Here is a 15,871-nt window from a genome sequence, read left to right on the forward strand (position 1 = left end):
TGCTCACAGTTCCTTTGCTAGCTGACGGAACAGCGCCGAAGTTTTCTCCGGCTTGCTGGCCTTGATCCGAAGTTCGGTCAAGGCGTTGCGGTACTTCCTGATCTGCTCCAGTTCCTCGTAGTAGTAGGGCTTGACCAGTGTCTCCGCGTACACGCAGCCGGGGTAGTCCTCAAGTTCCGGCGGCGCCGAGAGGATGGTGAAGGTCCCTTCCACACCAGTGTGCGCGCCGACCGTGGTCGGCAGCACCTGCAATTTGATACCGGGCCGGTCGGCGAGATCGGCCAGGTGGAGCAGCTGTTCGCGCAGGACGTCCTTGCCGCCGACTTCCCACTCCAGAGCGGTGGAGGCCACGACCCGCCACACCAGCGGCGGCTCACCTTCCTCGAAGATCATGCGCTGACGCGCCATCCGCAGGTCGACACGGCGGGCGACCTCGTCCTCGGACAGGTCCGGCTCGGCGCCGCGAATCGTGGCCTCCGCGTAGCGGCGGGTCTGGAAGGCACCCGCGACGACCTGGGCGTCCCAGCCTTCCAGCTGGCTGGCCGAGGACTCCATGCCCAGGAACAGCCCGAAATCCTCGGGCACGTCGTGCTGCTCGAATCCGACGAACCAGTCCTTGCCTTTACGTGCCCGCTCGCGAAGCCGCTGGAATGCCTCGGCTCGCTCCACAACGCCGTAGAGGGCGAGCAGGCTCTCGAGTTCCAGCGGCTTCGGCAGCGAGCGGCCGTTCTCGATGTGGGCGATCGCCGAGACACTGCCCCGGATCGCCTGGGCGGCGGCCTCGCGGCTGATCCCGGCAGCTTCGCGCAAGCGTCGCATCGCGACGGCGAACCACCACCTCAGCGCGGTCGGGCTGTTCGTGGCCACGCACTGCTCCTCTTCTGCCTGGTAGCGCCCTCGCAGTGATCGAATTTTCGCACGCGCGAGCACACCCGATCGGAGTATCTGTTTTGACGATCGTCAGATGTACCGTCGTCATCATGACCTACGTCACTCAGGTTGCGAACACGGTACCTGGGCGGCGCGTCCCCGTCTCGGGGTGGTGCTCCGGCGATCCCGCCGCCGTCGAGCGCCACCCCTGGGCCATCCGATCGGCAGCGGCCCCGGCGCTGACCCCCGACCCGTCCGGGGCCGCTGCCACCACCAGCGAAGGAGCACCCGCGCGATGACCGCGACCCTGACCGTGCCGAGGACGTCCCTGTCCTGCCTCGCCACCGCCCTCGTGCGGGTGACCCGCCGCGGGGACCACCGCGCGGAGCTGATCGCCGAGCTGGCGACCGCCCGGCTCACGCCCGCGTGCTTCGTGCCCGGCATCGAGCACCAGGCCGCCGCCGCGATCGTGCGCACCGGCCTGCCGACCGTGGAGCACCAGCGCCGCACGCTGCAGCGGCGCATCGACGAGCACCTGTTCCTCGACACGACCGCCCGGACGGGCGTGCGGGTCCTGGCCTGCTGGGACGACAGCGCGCACCGCGTCCGGATGCACGTCGCCGAAACCGGCGAACCCGGTCTGTGGGACCGCATCGTCGCCCTCTTCACCCGATGGGAGATGACCGGACGCCCCGTCCCAGCCACCTCCGGGCCGATCGGATCGGCCTCGTGACGCTCGCGACCGAAGTCTCAATGGCCACGTCGGCGGGCATCGCGCCCGCTCCGCCACGCGCGGCCGCTGTGGTCCGCGCGTTCACCACAGTCCCGCCCGGCGGCTACCGGCATCCCGTGCTGGAGGCCGCGGCGGCGCTGGCCGCCGAGCACCGCTTACGTGCCGGGGTCCACCGGATTGTCGGCGATCACCAGGCCGACGATCCGGTGGTGGCCGCCGCCGCGCGGACGGCGCGTTCCCGCGATGCCGCCTGCGCGGTACTGATCGACCGGATCGACCGCTGGGCCACCACCGAACTCGCCGAAGGCCGCGCGGGGGTGCTGCATACGGAGTCGCTCGGGCAGCTCATCGACCGGATGGTGACGGTCTGGATGCGCGGGCAGCTCCTGGCCGACGCCCGCCTCGATGCGAGCGACCCGGAGGTGCGGGTCGCTTCGGCGCAGCTAGGCGAGCTGGGCCGCGCCTACGACGACCTGGTCACGGATCTGCGTCTCGGGCGGCGCCGTCTTCCGAGGCTGCAGACACCGACCGGCCCCGCCGGAATGGCGTGAGCCGGTGGAGGGGGCAGCTATCCGCCCGGTGGAGGGTCTGGTCGTGGCGGCGGACAGCCCGGCCGGACGCGCCGCCGAGGCCATCAACGACCTGACCCGGCATTTGCCGGAGCCCGGCGAGCCGAACGCCTGCCCGACGTGTGCGGGCCGGTTCTGGCCGTGCGAGTACTTCGATGACGCGGCCTACCGCGTGCACACCGCCCGGCTGCGGGTCGGCGACATCGTCCCGCTGGACCTGCATCCCCGCTTGTGGTCACCGTCTGCTCCGCAAGACCCGCGGGCGTGGCCGTCCGATACCGATGAGGAGACCGATCGTGGATGAAGTCCTGAACTCCACTCTGCGGACAGCGGTCTATGGCCGCCTCAACTATCTCGACACGATCGTCGGCGAGGCCGACAAGGAGTCCAAGTCGGCGCTGGCCGACACCGTCATCACCCAGATGACCGGTGCGTGGCGGGAACTGCTGGAGGCGCACGAACCCGACGAGCGCGGCCGCTGCCGCGCCTGCTCGCCGTGGCGGCTGCTCGGTCGTGCGGACTGCACGGTGTGGCGGACCGCCCACCGCCACCTGATCACCGACGCCGCCGAACGCCCCGCCGCGACCGGCAAAGCCACGGGACGGCACCACTTCCGGCCAGCGACGCCGACCTCGTCCTGACATTCCGCAACCGCAGGCCGTTCCCGAACGGCCCCGCAGGTTCACCCCAGCGCGGCTATCAGCCGTCCAGCGGGGTGTGCAAGGAACAACTGAGTGCGGCGAAAGCCGTGTGAGCAAAAGGAAGGGAGGGCAGACATGGAAACCGTGAACGACCAACCAGAGAGCGGTCAGACGACTGACGCGCCGGTGTTGCTGGTCAGCCTCGGCGAGGCGTCGGCGGTGACCTTGGGGCAGGGCAAAGGCAGCTCGGAGGACAAGCGACGGGCCTACAACTAGGCCACCGATCCGGTGCCCAGCCCGCCCTGGGGGCTGAGCACCGGATCACCACCACGGTCAAGGAAAGGGAAGTCATGCGCTGGTTCGGAGGGTTCGCCACACCTGCGTCGCCGCCGCGCAGCCCGATCGGTAGCGCGCGACTGTGGCCCACGATGCCTGGGTGCTGGACGGTCGGGACGTGGTCGGGGAACGAGGTGCGCACCACCTGGGCCGGTACCCGGTTCGTCGCAGTCGTGGGAACCTCCGGCATCACGGCCGCCGAACTGGCCCGGCTAGGCACCGACGGGGTTCCCGATGACGTGGCCTGGTGCTGGTCGGGCAGCTACACGACCGTCGAGGTCACCCGCGCGGCCACCCGGATCTGGACCGACCTCGGCGGCACCTGGCCGATCTACACCACCTCTGCCGACGGCGGCGTCTACTGGGCCTCCAGCTCCCGAGCACTCGCCGGGCTCACCGGCGCCGGACCGGATCTGGACCGGCTCGCCGGATGGCTGCTCGCCCCGTCAGTGCCGGTGCTGCTGGCCGAACGATCCGCGTTCGAGGACGTCACTCTCGTCCCGCCGGGACACCGGTTGACCATCGACGGCGACAACAGCCGAGTCAATCGTGTGTGGTGGCCCCGACCCCGGCCAGGCTCGCCGCCCCGGCGGTTGCGTGCCGAGCTGGCGGCAGCCGTGGCCGAACGTCTGGCCACCGCAGCTATGTTGACCAGCGATCTGTCCGGCGGGTTCGACTCCACCGCTCTGGCGCTACTAGCGGCTGAGCAGGCCGGACCCGGCAGGATCGTGACCGGGGTGACCGTGCACCCGGCCGGATGTCTCTCGGGCGGGGACCTGGACTACGCGCGGCTGGCCGCGCAGCGGCCCGGCCTCGCGCACCGCCTGATGTCCCTGACCCGTAAGCACGCCCCGTACACCGCGCTGGACGAGGTCCCGGTGACCGACGAGCCCGCACCGTCCACGATCGCGCACGCCCGCTTCGCCGGACAGCTCCACTGGATCCACGACACCCTCGGCACCGACTGCCACCTCACCGGAGACGGCGGCGACAGCCTGCTGTGCACGCCGCCGATCATGCTCGCCGACCTCATCGCCACAAGCCACCACAAGCGCGCCATCACCGAAACCATGCGATGGGCGCGGTTGCGGCGGCTGCCCACCTGGCCGTTGCTGACCGCGACGATCCGGACTGCCCGCACCAGCCGCGTCGACGCCCTGACAACCCTGGCGAACGACCTGCAGACCGGAACGCCGACGACGAAGCCGGATGGGCACATCGGCTGGTACACCACGGAACCCGTGCCCCCGTGGGCGACCCAATCGGCGCGCGGTCGCGCCGCTGCCCTCGCCCACGGCGCAGCCGCGCGGCTCGCCGACCTGGCGGGAGGCACGTTCGCCGTCACCGTCGCGGCCGAGAACATGGCCGAGGTCGGCCGGTCCGCCCGCGCTGACATCCAGCTCGCCGAACAAGCCGGCGTGCTGCTGGCGAACCCGTTCACCGACTCCCGCGTCATCGACACCTACCTGTCGGTGCCGCTGGACGCCCGGCCTGGCCCGGCCGACTACAAACCCGTGCTGGCGGCCGCGCTCGCCGACCTGTTCCCCGCGAAGCTGGCCGCGCGCACCACGAAAGGCGACTTCAATCCCGACCACTACGGCGGCATGCGCGCCAACCTGCCCGCGCTGCACGCCCTCGCCGACGGACGGCTCGCCGCGCTCGGGCTCATCGACCCGGCCGCGCTGCGCCGCACGCTGACCATGACCGCCGCCGGGCTGCCGGTCGCGTTCTCCACTGTCGAACCCGCGATCGCCGCCGAGGTCTGGCTACGCGCGCTCGCCAACGCACCCCGCGTGGCGTGGACGGCCACCGGCACCCGAGCGGGCGTCGCATGAACCACCAATACCTCACCGCGGCGGCGCATGTCCGGGCCGTCGACGTCGGACCCACCACGGTGATCGTGAACTACCGCGGCGGCCAGGCCGAAACCCTGATCGGCCCCGCAGCCCGGTGGTGGGCCGAACTCGCCACCACCGGCGACACGGAGAAAACGGCCGCGCTGGACCCGGCATCGGCACAGACCCTGCGCGGGCAGCTCCTCGCCGCCGGGCTGCTCGCCCCAACGGCACGACCCCAGCCGTGGCCCGCACCGACAGCCGGACCGGCATGGAAACCAAGCTGGGGCACCCACGAACTCGCCGCCGGACGACCCGAGCCCGTCTCCGTCCCGCTCACCACGACGGTGATCGCCGGTATGGCACTGGCCATCGTGCTCGCCACGCTGGCCGCCGGTCCTCGCCGTCGGCGCCTGGCTCGGCTGACCCGGCTGCTGAACCGGGCTACCCGCCGAGCCAGGCACCCGGCCACCATCGAGCACGCGCGCCGCGCCGCTCACGCCGTTCGGCGAGCCGGGCTGCTCGCGCCGGGCCGGGTCGCCTGCCTGGAGGAATCGGCGGCCGTGCTGGTGCTGCTGGCCGCGTCGCGCCAACGGGTGACGTGGTGCCACGGCGCGGCGGCCGATCCCGTGCGGCTGCACGCGTGGGTGGAGACTGACGACCGACAGCCGGTAGCCGAACCACCGTCCACGGCGCGGTTCGCGGTGCTCCGCACCATCCCGGCCCGTGACGATGGAGGCGAGAGCGATTAGCGAGCAGACCGAACCGATCGTGTGGATCCGCGGTGAGAAGGCCGGGCTCGGCCCGTTCACCGAAGACCTCGTCGACCAGTACTGGCAGTGGGAACAGGACCCCAGCACGCTCGTCGGCTACGGCCGACAGACCCCCGACTCACTCAACAACCGGCGCGAAGGCTTCCAGCACCAAGCCCGCGGCACCGACGACCAGCTCCGCTTCACCGTCTACGACATCACCACCACCCCGGCGACCCCGGTCGGCACCACCGCCGTGCTGATCGACCACCACGTCCGGACCGGCGAGTTCATCATCCAGCTCGGCCCCGACCACCGCGGCAAGGGCCTGGGCACCGACGCCACCCGGCTCACCCTGGACTACGCCTTCCACGTCACCGCGCTGCGCTGCGTCTACCTCACGGTGCTCTCCCCGAACAAGAGCGCTATCGCCGCCTACGAACGCGCCGGATTCCGAATCATCGGCGAGAAGCGCAACTCCGGCTACTGGCTCGGCCAGCCCACCAACGAGACCTTGATGGACGCGGTACCCGAGGATTTCACCGGACCGTCCGTGGTACGGCAGCTCATCGAACCGGGTCAGTAGCCCGCAGCCCATCGCCTTGGTGTGACGAGGAGGCGGCAGTTACAGCCCAGGAAGAGGTCTGCTTGGGTTAGGTAGCTCGTCCCCGGTCTCTGCAGGACATCCTCGATCAGACCGGCCCCGTTCTCACGATCGTCCGGGAAGCCCATGCGGGAGTGCCCGTCGTCATCCGACGGCGAGCACCCTCGCGTGCGTGCTGGTCAGCGGTCCTGCACGTCGAGGTAGTGGGCGTGGGTGTAACGGACCACGGTATCTGTCACCGCTGAGACGGCCTGACCAGCACTAACGGATACCGCCGATCACCTGGCGTGACCTGCGACTGCCCCTGGCGATGCCGGCGGCCCCTGGCCGCGATGGCCGGTGTCAGCCGGGCTGCTCGGTGGTTATGGAGTAGGCGCGCAGCGCCTCGTCCAGGTCGGGCGTGGTGAACGGCAAGTCGTCCTCGCGACTCGGGATCACCATCGGCTGGGCGAGTCCGAGGTGGAGCCACTCAGCGACGGCGGCCGGCTTCGGAACAGCCGACATTCCGAAGTAGATCGCCGCGCGCGGCGAGACATCGCCGTGATACTTCACCTGCCAGACCCAGCCCTCGGCCGGGCTCCACCGCAGTGTGATCCACTCGGCGGCGCCCCAGTTTGTGGCGCTTTCATCGTCGTCGGTTTCGAGTGGCGAGACCTTCATCGTGGCGCGCCGGTCCGGAGCCACGTCGAAATGGACGTCGGACACCCGCACGTCGCGTTCCGCCAGCTCCTCGATCACCGCGCGTACGTAGTCCTCGTGGTCGGCCACGATGTGTGGCTGATTCACTGCTTTCCCCTTTCTCGTCGTACTTGCTGCGCTCATCGTGTTCCGCGCCGGTTCAAGCCTGTCGACTCGGGGCTGGATCGAACTCCGGCGCCGACGCAGCCCGCCTGCGGGCGCCCCGGTCGCGCGGACAGCGAGCCCGTCCGATTGTCCGTTGTGGACGCTGGTCCAGTTGGCAGGCGAAGCCGTGTTACACGCGGGCCAGATTCGGGTGGATGTCAGGGCCCGCGAGTACGCCGACAACGCGGTGGGAGACGAGCATTGGGACTCCGACAACTGGCCCGCACCGAGGACAGGTGTCCTGTTCCCGGCACGAATGCTCACTCGCGGGATCCTCGCATTCCATCCACGAGCACTCGTCATGTGAACAATGCGGTCCATACAGCGTCATCGTCCGGGCCCCTTATCGCTCACGACCTTCACTATGGCCCACGGTAGTGGTGGTGCGAACGGCTCGACCCGCACTCAGCCCACGGCAGACCCACACGCCAGCGAGGCGGGCACGTAGGGCGCTCGCGGGTCGTGGCTGCCGGTGGAGGCCACGTTGATCGCGGGCACGTGCACTCGCAGGCTGAGGACAGCCTGCGAGAACTCCGCCAGTGCCGGCCTCGTGCTGACCGCGCACTGGGGCCGGTCAGGCGTCGACGGTGAAGCCGGGGCGGTGGCTGTGCTGCTGTTCCAGGTCCGCGACACGGTCGGCGCTCCCGCGATCCCTTCGCCCGCGCTGCCCTTCATCGGGCCACACTGGCGGGATGACTACCGACGCCGGCGACCGTGCCATCAGTGTGTATTTCCGCACCCTGGCAAGGGACGCGTTGTGGTTCAGATCAGCTGCGGGGACGGCGACGGCCTGATCCTGTCGACTGCCGGCGGCGAGGTCACGCTGAGCCGGGGAGCCAAGCGGCCCAGCCACGATGATCCGGACCCCGATGGGGGCAAGTACATGCGGGCCTTGCTGGACGGCCGGTCTGATGTGCGGTGGTCCGTCAAGCATGGCTACATCCCCCACCTCGCTTCCGGGTCCGGGATATGGGTCGACGTCGTCGTCGCAGCGGGCGGCGCGGGCACGGTCCTGGCCGCCACTCTGGGAAAGCTGTTTACCCGGCATCAGGACAAGACTGTGGAGTTCGACGTCCACGGCAAGCTGAAGATCGTGCGCGGCTACTCGGCCAAGGACGTGGACCGGATCGTGAGGGCGCTCAAGCTCGGCGAGCGCAACCTGATCAGGCGCGACCTGCGGAAGGAGCTGAAGGAACTGCTCATCGAGGACACCAAGCCCGGCGACCGCGCGTCGGAACCGGACGGCGACTAACTCTGCGGCGATCAGAGGCGGCAAATCAGATCGGCGCGGTGGACGCCGTGGCCCGGCACGCCCTGAGCACTATGTCGCGGCACTCTCCCGCGCGCTCCGTAGCAGCGATAACGACCGGGCCCGCCATGCTCGCCGATGTGGTGGCCCTCCTGCTGTGAAAGCGGATCGCGCCGGATACTCGGCTGCGGGAACACCACTGTGAGCTGATCGGGTGGGATCCTCTCGGAGATGCGTGCGTTCTGAAGATGCCGGGTCACCGACGGCTACCGTTGAGAAACGGACCGGCGGAAGGGGAGGTCTCGACGTGGCGAAGCACGAGGAGAAGGCCAACCAGGACTCGAAGGATCCAGACGAGAAGAAAGGCACCCAGGGCGGCGGTGGCGACGACGATCCTCAAGGACGGCACCGCAGTGGGAAGTGACGCGGCGTTCGAGCGGGTGGACCGGGCCGCGTTCATCCCCGCCCGGATCTGGGCCGACGACGAGAACGGCCGCCCGCAGCCGATCAACCGCGCGACCGAGCCCGCGCGGTGGTGGGCCGCGGTGGAGCAGGACGCCCCGATCGTCACCCAGCTCGACGACGGCGCCACCGTATGGCCCGCGACGAGCATGAACGCCACCAGTTCGGCGTCCGAACCGTCGCTGGTGCGGGGCATGCTCGACCGGCTCGACGTCCGGCCGGGGCATCGCGTGCTGGAGATCGGCACCGGAACCGGCTACAACACCGCGTTGCTGTGCGCGCTGGCCGACGAGGAGAACGTGACCAGCATCGAAGTCGACCCGGTGCTGGCCGACGGTGCGCGAGCGAGCCTGCACGCCGCCGGCTACAGGCCCACGGTCATCACCGGAGACGGCGCGGCCGGGCACCAGGAGCGGGCACCGTTCGACAGGATCATCGCCACCTGCGCGGTCACCGCCGGGCACATCCCCCACGCCTGGGTCGCCCAGGCCGCCGAGCACGGCACGATCCTGTCCCCGTGGGGCACCGCGTTCCACAACGGCGTCCAGGTCCACCTCACCGCCGACGGCCGAGGCCGGGCGCAGGGCCGGGTGGTCGATTCCGCCTCGTTCATGCGGCTGCGGGCCCAGCGCAGCCCGTTCGGCCACGCCAGCCGCCTGTCCGATCTGATCGACTCCGCCGACGTGGCCACCGAAACCACCAGTCTCAGCCCCGACTCGGTCCGCGTCGGCCCGGCGGCGTTCGCCGTCGGTGTGCAGCTCGCCGACGTGCAGCAATCCATGGCCCACGACATCGACGGCGAAGGCACCGACGAGCTGCTGCTCTATCACGTGCCCAGCGATTCGGTGGCCACCGTCCACGTCACCACCGACGCCGCCGCGACGGGGAAATACCGGATACGGCAGCTCGGCCCACGGCAACTGTGGACCGAGGCCGAAACCGCGCATGCCTGGTGGCGCAACCACGGCGAGCCGGAACACACGCGCTTCGGGCTGACGATTTCCACTACAGGCCAGGAAATCTGGCTGGACGAGCCCGGCAACGTGGTGCGCACATGGCCAGCGGACGCTCCCACCGCGGCCTAGCACCGGAGCCGGTCACCACGAGAGGTCGTGGTCAGTCCTGACCGTGGCGGGCCGCCTCGGTGACGGACGTCGCGCGCCCCAGCACGGCGCGCTCGTCGTCGGCCAGGCCCTCCAAGGTGCCCGGCGGCAGGTTGCCGAGGCCCATCCTGGGGCCCGCCCCGCAACTGTTCCCGCAGAAGACGCCTTGTGTTTCTCAACCGGGATCCATCCTCTGCCCCGGCGAGCAATCGGCATGGAGACGTCAGTGTGGATCCTGGAGTGCTGAACCTGCTGACCTCCGCTCACGCACCTCCCACCCGACAATCGTGTACCGATAGCCAGGCACCCGGCCGTTGATGAGGCGCAGGTCCCGAGACCCGGCGCGCGCCTCCACCAGAACGGACTCGATGTGGGCAAGATGGTCGAATGCGTTCGCGGTTCCCTCGCAGGCTCTGGTTCGCCGTCGCCGTCGCGTCCGGGGCGGCCGGGTTGTTCTAGCTCACGTCCTGGCTGCTCGGAAAGGGCAACGACGGCGCGGGGATCGCCAACGTGCTGGCGTTGCCGGTCGCGGTTCTCGGCAGCGTGGCCGCGTTCTACGGTCTCCGATCAGGCCCTGAGGCCGACGATCCGGTCAGGCTGCGAGCCCGCGCCTCGGCGCTGCTCGACCAGATCATCACGGCCGAGACCAGGGCATTGCAGCAACTGCTCGGAGACACCGGCCGCCCCGAACCGGCCGACATCGGCTTCACCCGCACGCCGCCCGACATCGCCGCCGGAACATGGCGTGCTTATGGTGGTCCCGACAGTGGATCCCTCAACACCGTCGCGGAGTTCTACGAGAGTCTGGAGCTGGGCAGGCTGGTCGTGCTCGGCGAACCAGGCTCGGGCAAGACCGTCCTCATGATCCGCCTCCTGCTGGACCTCGCACACAAGGCGCACGGCGAGCAGTTCAAGGTTCCCGTCCGGCTGAGCCTGCCGTCGTTTTCCGATTCTCCTCAGCAGACCCGCGACGTCCGCGAACGGCTGGACGCCTGGATCGCCGACCAGCTCACGAGCGTCCACGGCGTGCCGCGTTCCGTTGCCGAGGCCCTGGTCCGCGGTGGATGGATCCTTCCGCTTCTCGACGGCTTGGACGAGATGGACGGCGACACAGCTGACCCGCGCCGAGCCGTTGAGGTCATCACGGCGCTCAACACCGCAGGAGGACCGCGCGGATGGCCGGTAGTGGTCGCCTGCCGGGAAGAAAGCTACCGGAATCTACCCGCGAGCACCCGGCTGCAGGATGCTCCCGTCGTGACGATGGGGGCACTCGAGGTCGAGCAGATCATCGGCTGGCTCACACACCGCTTCCCCGATCCGAAGCAACCGGACCGGGTCCAAGCCCGCTGGCGGCCAGTCCTCACGCGCATCAGGACGAACCCCGCGGGCAGGCTCGCCAGGTTCTTGTCTTCACCTCTTCATCTTTATCTGGCGGTGAGCGTCTTCCAGGATCCCGGCGGCACGTCGGAACCAAAGGCACTCTGCGCACTCCATGAACCGCAACTCAAGCAGTTCCTCTACGCCAGGCTCATCCCCGCCGCCACCGAACACCGCCCCGGCCCAGACCGTCACCGTTACCAAGCCGACGAGGTCAACCGCTGGCTCAGCACCTTCGCGAATCATCTCGCCTGGATGCGCGCCTACGGCTATTCCGGTGTCGATATCCACCTCTACGAACTCTGGCGCACGACCGGGACGCAAGGCAGCCAAGGCCGACGTGTCCGCCTGCTGGCAGCGGCGCTCTACTCTGCGCTTACGATTCTCATCGTAATCTTGGTGTTCCTTCACGCGTGGTTCTTCGGTGAAAGAACCAGCTTTCGCGACCATCCAGGGCGATGGTTCCTTATCGGCGCCACACTGCTTCCGCTTGGCCTTATGAGTTTTCGTTTCACGGCAATTACCTGGACTCGCACAGTCGTGCAGATCGATCCTCGAATGTTCCTTTCAGGAGCGGGACTCCGAAAGATTCTGCGCACCGCCTTCAAGTTGATTCCACTTGGCTGCGTAGTCGGAATCCTGCTAGGTGCGGCTGCCAGTCTCCTGGAAGGAACTGGCGTTCCTCCCGATATAGTTTTCGGCGGCTTGGTGATAGGCGCGGTAGGCGGCTTCTTGATAGGTGGTGTCACGGGAGTGATCGGTACTACCTCGCGCCTTCAAGCCGCGAAGCGGCCGAGCGATCCGGAGCGCAAGATTCGCAGCTACGAGCTGTTCAGCACTCTTGTCATAGGACTGGCAATTCTAACACTCGGCAAATTCTTCATGGCGACCGGCGACAGCGTGGTCGTAGGTCTCGCGGCGGGGCTCGCAACATACTTCGGTGGCGGTCCAGTTCCTCGACTCCGTCGCAAGCTCGCCCTCCGTGAAATGGTGCACAAGCGCGGAAACCGGAGCTCTTCCTCGATTGGGCCTATGACGCCGGTCTCCTGCGCCTTGCAGGGACAGCAACGCAGTTCCGTCACCGTGAAGTCCAAGCCCGGCTCACGACGGTCAAACCAGGCGCCACCGACACGGCATGAGCTCAAGAGCCACTGGTGGCGTTGGCAGGAGCTGGCCGGGCGCTGGTGGGCAGGCGAGCGGTTTCGGCGAGCAGGCGTAGACGGGATCGCCGCCGTCTTAGCGGTCCCGCAGTGTGGTGAGGGCTCGGCCGCGACGGTGGCGGGAGGCGTCCCCCTGCCCTCGAGCAGTAAGGCTGTGGTGCCGAAGATTCCGCCAGCGGCCAGCCCTAGTGGCATCGAAGATCGGTGTCGGTGTGCTGCGCGGGAACGGATGAGGCGCCGGTGACGGGCACGAATCGCGCTGTACCGGCTTCCACCACGATCGTGCCACCGTGCTCGAACCCGATCTCGCCGTCGATGTCGGCGCCGAGGTCATTGAGAGGCCTGCCCAGCGGCCCAGCCGGTCCCCCGCGCTGGAGGTAGACGCGCCAGGCGGCGCGCGGGAACCACACGTAGCGGCCGTTCGGGGTGGTGACCAGCGCGCCGGGCTCGTACTCGCCGCGGGTCAGCAGCACCACGCGGGCGTCCCCGCACGGGAAGGGAGGGGCTTGCGGGTAGCCGAGCCTTCTGGCGGCGAGATTCCAGTGCGGCTCGGTGTAGCCACGGTAGAAGTCGCCGGACACCACGATCACGGTGTCCGGGTCGATGGACATCAGCCGGGCCGGAGTGCCGTTGAGTTCCAGGTCCTGGCTCAGTCCTGGGCCCCAGTCGTGCACCAGGCCTTGTTCCGGCCGCGGGTCCGGGCACCCCAGAGTGGAGCGACCACCGTGCGCGGCGTAGGCGTCGAGCCAGGCCTGCCGGTGGACCCGATGAGCCGCGACACCGGTGTAAGCCACGCCGATGGCGTCGCAGTCCGGCGCCGGCGGCTGGGTTCTCTGCTCGGCCATCACACGAATCGCCACACCGGCGGTCACTACGACCGCGATCGCGGTCGCGATCTGGCCAATGCGCCGGAGCGTGGGTCTCAGCCGGGACCGCTGTCGTGTCCTTGATTCTTTCTCGTGTTCGTCAGGAGCATGCGGTTCGTCCGCCGGAACGGGCTCCTCGAGGGTGAGCACGCGGGGCGGCACCGGTGCGGTGATCGGGGCTTGTCGAGGATCCTGGGCCGCGTCGAGCAGTTCCAGTGGGCATTTGGGGGGCGACTGGCCAGCCCGTTCGGCCTTCTCCCAGGTGGTCACCCAGTCGTTCTGCCATTCCGGCACCGACTCACCACAGGCCTCGACGATCGCCTTGGTGGTGTCCCACGTGGGAAGCCGCTCTCCCCGGATGGCCGATGCAGCGGTCGAGCCGCTGATGTTGGCCCGCCGCGCGATGTCGGCCTGCCCGCGCATCCCGGCGCGCTCGGTGAGCACACGCAGCCGGTGGGCGAACAGGTCGGTCGGAGTGTCCCCAAGTTCTCGACGCGGACGTCCAGCTTGACGAGCCACTATCACTCCCACAGGGTTTAGTGGTTTGTTTAACTTCTCTGAACAGGCTTTTTAGCGTGGAACCTTTGTCGCTACACCGAAAGGGCGCCGCCATCCGGCAGCGTGTCCCGGCCCTCTCCCATCGAGTCCGAGAGCGTCGGTGACAGCACTTTCGACGACGGAGGATCATCCATGTCCACCATCCCAGGCAGGAACACCGGCCCCCGCACCGCGCGTCGTCACGCGCTGACGGTCGCGGTCAGCGCGCTCGGACTGATGCTCGGCGGCGCGGTCGCCACCGCCGCGCCCGCGGCCGCGACCACCAACGGCGTGTACGGCGTCGACATGCAGCGTGCCTGCACCAAGCAGAACCCCGGCATGGGCCTGTCGGCCGTCCCGGAAGACCGCGGCAACGCCTACAGCTGGGTCTGCCGGGCGCCGTGGGGCTACAAGGTCGGCATCAACGTCAACGCCGCGTGCGCCGAGCAGCACCCGGGTACGACCGCCAAGCCGCTGAACCCGCGCGACGCCTACTCCTGGCGCTGCGTCAACTAGCCGTCTCCGCCGTGGTGCCCGCCCGCACAAGCGCGGCGGGCACCACGCCCTTCACCTTCCAAGGAGAACCATGACCAGGGCGACCTTGCTCCTCACCGCGCTCGCGGCCGCCGCCGTCACGGCGCTGGCCGTGATCCCAGGCTCCACCGCGAACGCCACCACCGGCTACCACGTGTTCAACACCGGCATCGGGATCTACCCGCGCACAACACCCACCATGAACCCCACGGCCCGCGCCGGCACCGCGCTCGCCGACGGCACCCCGGTCACCATCGCCTGCCAGACCACCGGCGACCCGGTGCACGGCAACGCGATCTACAACCGGCTCGCCGACGACACCTACCTGCCCGACTACTTCACCTACACCGGCGTCGACGGCTTCGTCCCGACCCTCCCCCGCTGCGACGCCCCGCCCGCCCGACCGCAGAACCCGCAACCCCAGCCCACCCAGCCGCGGCCGTTCGGCGCGGCCTGCGCCCCCACCATCCTGCTGGTAGTCCCCGGCAGCTCCGAAACCAGCACCAGCGCCCGCAGCGACCAGCACCGCGGCCTGCTCGCCCACGTCACCCGCCCACTCACCGAACGCCTCGGCAGGAAGCTGCGCGTGCACTACGCCAACTACCCCGCCAAACTCGACGGCGGCTACTTCGCCAGCAAGGACGCCGGATACCGCGCCGCGTGGTCCGCGCTCAACACCTACGCCGCCGCCTGCCCGACGAGCACATTCGCGCTGCTCGGGTACTCCCAGGGCGCGCACATCGCCGGTGACCTGGCCGCCACCATCGGCAAGGAATCCAGCCCCATCCCCGCGCGGCGGCTCAGCGCGGTCGCGCTGCTCGCCGACCCGGCCCGCAACCCCGGCGACAACACCCTCGGCACCTCCTTCCCCAGCATCGGCGCCGCCGGAGCCCGCGCCGGCTTCGGCGACACCACCAAGGTCGTGATCGGGCTGTGCACCGACTTCGACCCGGTCTGCAACGCCGCCCCGCCCTACGCCGCACCACTCACCGCCGCACTGCTCGGCCAAGCCGCCCACACCGGCTACGCCACCAAGAAACTCGACGGCAGCAAGACCTTCACCGGCTGGCTCACCGACTACCTCGCCGTCACGCTCGACTAGCACCACGATGCGGTAGCCGCCGAGTAATGAGGCAATGAGGTGGCCACGGCCGTAGTCCGGCCGTGGCCACCCGGAAGCGACTCCCACCGGCCCCACCTCGACCCCGGAGAGCCGATGCCACTTGAAACCGCCGCGGGGCGGGCACCACCTCCATTCCCGGTTGCGATCCTCATCGGCCCCGAAGGGCCGATGCCACCGTCGTGTCCGCCGCCGGCGGCTACCCGCGGATCCCGTGGTTGCGACCCTCATCGGCCCCGAAGGGCCGATGCCACCTTGGTCTCGGACGTGCGCTCGCTGC

The 15,871-nt window shown here is 69.3% G+C and carries 17 protein-coding genes and 1 CRISPR repeat array (1 of these 18 running past the window's edge); of the genes, 13 read left to right on the forward strand and 4 right to left on the reverse strand.

The features are described 5' to 3' along the window. Positions 1-3: 3 nt before the first annotated feature. Positions 4-867 carry a helix-turn-helix domain-containing protein gene (locus tag AMYAL_RS0136185; RefSeq protein WP_020636179.1) on the reverse strand — a complete coding sequence of 288 codons (864 nt, stop codon included), beginning with the start codon at positions 865-867 and terminating at the stop codon, positions 4-6. A gap of 298 nt (positions 868-1,165) precedes the next feature. Between AMYAL_RS0136185 and AMYAL_RS0136190 the strand changes: the two genes are divergently transcribed. From AMYAL_RS0136190 to AMYAL_RS0136225, 8 genes are all read left to right on the forward strand, one after another. Then, positions 1,166-1,603 carry a hypothetical protein gene (locus AMYAL_RS0136190; protein WP_020636180.1) on the forward strand — a complete coding sequence of 146 codons (438 nt, stop codon included), beginning with the start codon at positions 1,166-1,168 and terminating at the stop codon, positions 1,601-1,603. Beyond that, a complete protein-coding gene (locus AMYAL_RS48035) occupies positions 1,600-2,154 on the forward strand; it encodes a DUF4254 domain-containing protein (protein WP_051137595.1) in 555 nt (184 codons plus the stop codon). The genes AMYAL_RS0136190 and AMYAL_RS48035 overlap by 4 nt, the downstream gene beginning before the upstream one ends. A gap of 4 nt (positions 2,155-2,158) precedes the next feature. Continuing rightward, a complete protein-coding gene (locus AMYAL_RS0136200; protein WP_143267984.1) occupies positions 2,159-2,476 on the forward strand; it encodes a hypothetical protein in 318 nt (105 codons plus the stop codon). Beyond that, positions 2,469-2,813 carry a hypothetical protein gene (locus AMYAL_RS47000; RefSeq protein WP_020636183.1) on the forward strand — a complete coding sequence of 115 codons (345 nt, stop codon included), beginning with the start codon at positions 2,469-2,471 and terminating at the stop codon, positions 2,811-2,813. The genes AMYAL_RS0136200 and AMYAL_RS47000 overlap by 8 nt, the downstream gene beginning before the upstream one ends. 135 nt (positions 2,814-2,948) lie before the next feature. Further along, a complete protein-coding gene (locus AMYAL_RS49625; protein ID WP_020636184.1) occupies positions 2,949-3,089 on the forward strand; it encodes an albusnodin family lasso peptide in 141 nt (46 codons plus the stop codon). Between the two features lie 74 nt (positions 3,090-3,163). Beyond that, positions 3,164-4,984 (forward strand): albusnodin/ikarugamycin family macrolactam cyclase, encoded by a 1,821-nt coding sequence (locus AMYAL_RS0136215; RefSeq protein ID WP_020636185.1) that lies wholly within the window; start codon positions 3,164-3,166, stop codon positions 4,982-4,984. Beyond that, positions 4,981-5,736: a lasso peptide biosynthesis B2 protein gene (locus AMYAL_RS0136220; protein ID WP_020636186.1), complete on the forward strand. Its 756-nt coding sequence runs from the start codon at positions 4,981-4,983 to the stop codon at positions 5,734-5,736. Before AMYAL_RS0136215 ends, AMYAL_RS0136220 begins: the two co-directional genes overlap by 4 nt. Continuing rightward, positions 5,717-6,322, forward strand: coding sequence for a GNAT family N-acetyltransferase (locus AMYAL_RS0136225; protein WP_026467742.1), 606 nt, complete (start codon positions 5,717-5,719; stop codon positions 6,320-6,322). The genes AMYAL_RS0136220 and AMYAL_RS0136225 overlap by 20 nt, the downstream gene beginning before the upstream one ends. 360 nt (positions 6,323-6,682) lie before the next feature. Here AMYAL_RS0136225 and AMYAL_RS0136230 read toward each other — a convergent pair whose 3' ends face one another. Together AMYAL_RS0136230 and AMYAL_RS49630 are read right to left on the reverse strand one after the other, a co-directional pair. Further along, entirely contained in the window at positions 6,683-7,078 is a 396-nt protein-coding gene (locus AMYAL_RS0136230) for a hypothetical protein (protein WP_167336189.1), read from the reverse strand. 510 nt (positions 7,079-7,588) lie between these two features. Then, positions 7,589-7,858 carry a hypothetical protein gene (locus AMYAL_RS49630; RefSeq protein ID WP_143267983.1) on the reverse strand — a complete coding sequence of 90 codons (270 nt, stop codon included), beginning with the start codon at positions 7,856-7,858 and terminating at the stop codon, positions 7,589-7,591. Positions 7,859-7,940: 82 nt separating this feature from the next. Here AMYAL_RS49630 and AMYAL_RS0136235 point away from each other — a divergent pair, with 82 nt between their 5' ends. The 3 genes from AMYAL_RS0136235 (at position 7,941) to AMYAL_RS48790 (ending at position 12,778) form a co-directional block, all read left to right on the forward strand. Further along, positions 7,941-8,435 (forward strand): hypothetical protein, encoded by a 495-nt coding sequence (locus tag AMYAL_RS0136235; protein ID WP_143267982.1) that lies wholly within the window; start codon positions 7,941-7,943, stop codon positions 8,433-8,435. Positions 8,436-8,812: 377 nt separating this feature from the next. Then, positions 8,813-9,979 (forward strand): methyltransferase domain-containing protein, encoded by a 1,167-nt coding sequence (locus tag AMYAL_RS47005; RefSeq protein WP_020636190.1) that lies wholly within the window; start codon positions 8,813-8,815, stop codon positions 9,977-9,979. Between the two features lie 528 nt (positions 9,980-10,507). Further along, entirely contained in the window at positions 10,508-12,778 is a 2,271-nt protein-coding gene (locus tag AMYAL_RS48790; RefSeq protein WP_084702237.1) for an NACHT domain-containing protein, read from the forward strand. Here AMYAL_RS48790 and AMYAL_RS0136260 read toward each other — a convergent pair. Beyond that, positions 12,720-13,919: a helix-turn-helix domain-containing protein gene (locus AMYAL_RS0136260; protein ID WP_143267981.1), complete on the reverse strand. Its 1,200-nt coding sequence runs from the start codon at positions 13,917-13,919 to the stop codon at positions 12,720-12,722. The two genes, AMYAL_RS48790 and AMYAL_RS0136260, sit on opposite strands and share 59 nt — an antisense overlap. A gap of 171 nt (positions 13,920-14,090) precedes the next feature. On the opposite strand from AMYAL_RS0136260, the gene AMYAL_RS0136265 reads away from it, so the two are divergent. Together AMYAL_RS0136265 and AMYAL_RS48040 are read left to right on the forward strand one after the other, a co-directional pair. Continuing rightward, the gene (locus tag AMYAL_RS0136265) at positions 14,091-14,453 is read left to right on the forward strand and encodes a hypothetical protein (RefSeq protein WP_020636195.1); all 363 of its coding nucleotides are present in this window, start codon (positions 14,091-14,093) and stop codon (positions 14,451-14,453) included. A gap of 70 nt (positions 14,454-14,523) precedes the next feature. After that, positions 14,524-15,573 (forward strand): cutinase family protein, encoded by a 1,050-nt coding sequence (locus tag AMYAL_RS48040; protein WP_020636196.1) that lies wholly within the window; start codon positions 14,524-14,526, stop codon positions 15,571-15,573. A 159-nt stretch (positions 15,574-15,732) separates the two neighbouring features. Next, positions 15,733-15,871: a CRISPR direct-repeat array (repeat unit 37 nt) (it continues 633 nt past the right edge of the window).

This window comes from Amycolatopsis alba DSM 44262, from assembly GCF_000384215.1.
Classification (GTDB): domain Bacteria; phylum Actinomycetota; class Actinomycetes; order Mycobacteriales; family Pseudonocardiaceae; genus Amycolatopsis; species Amycolatopsis alba.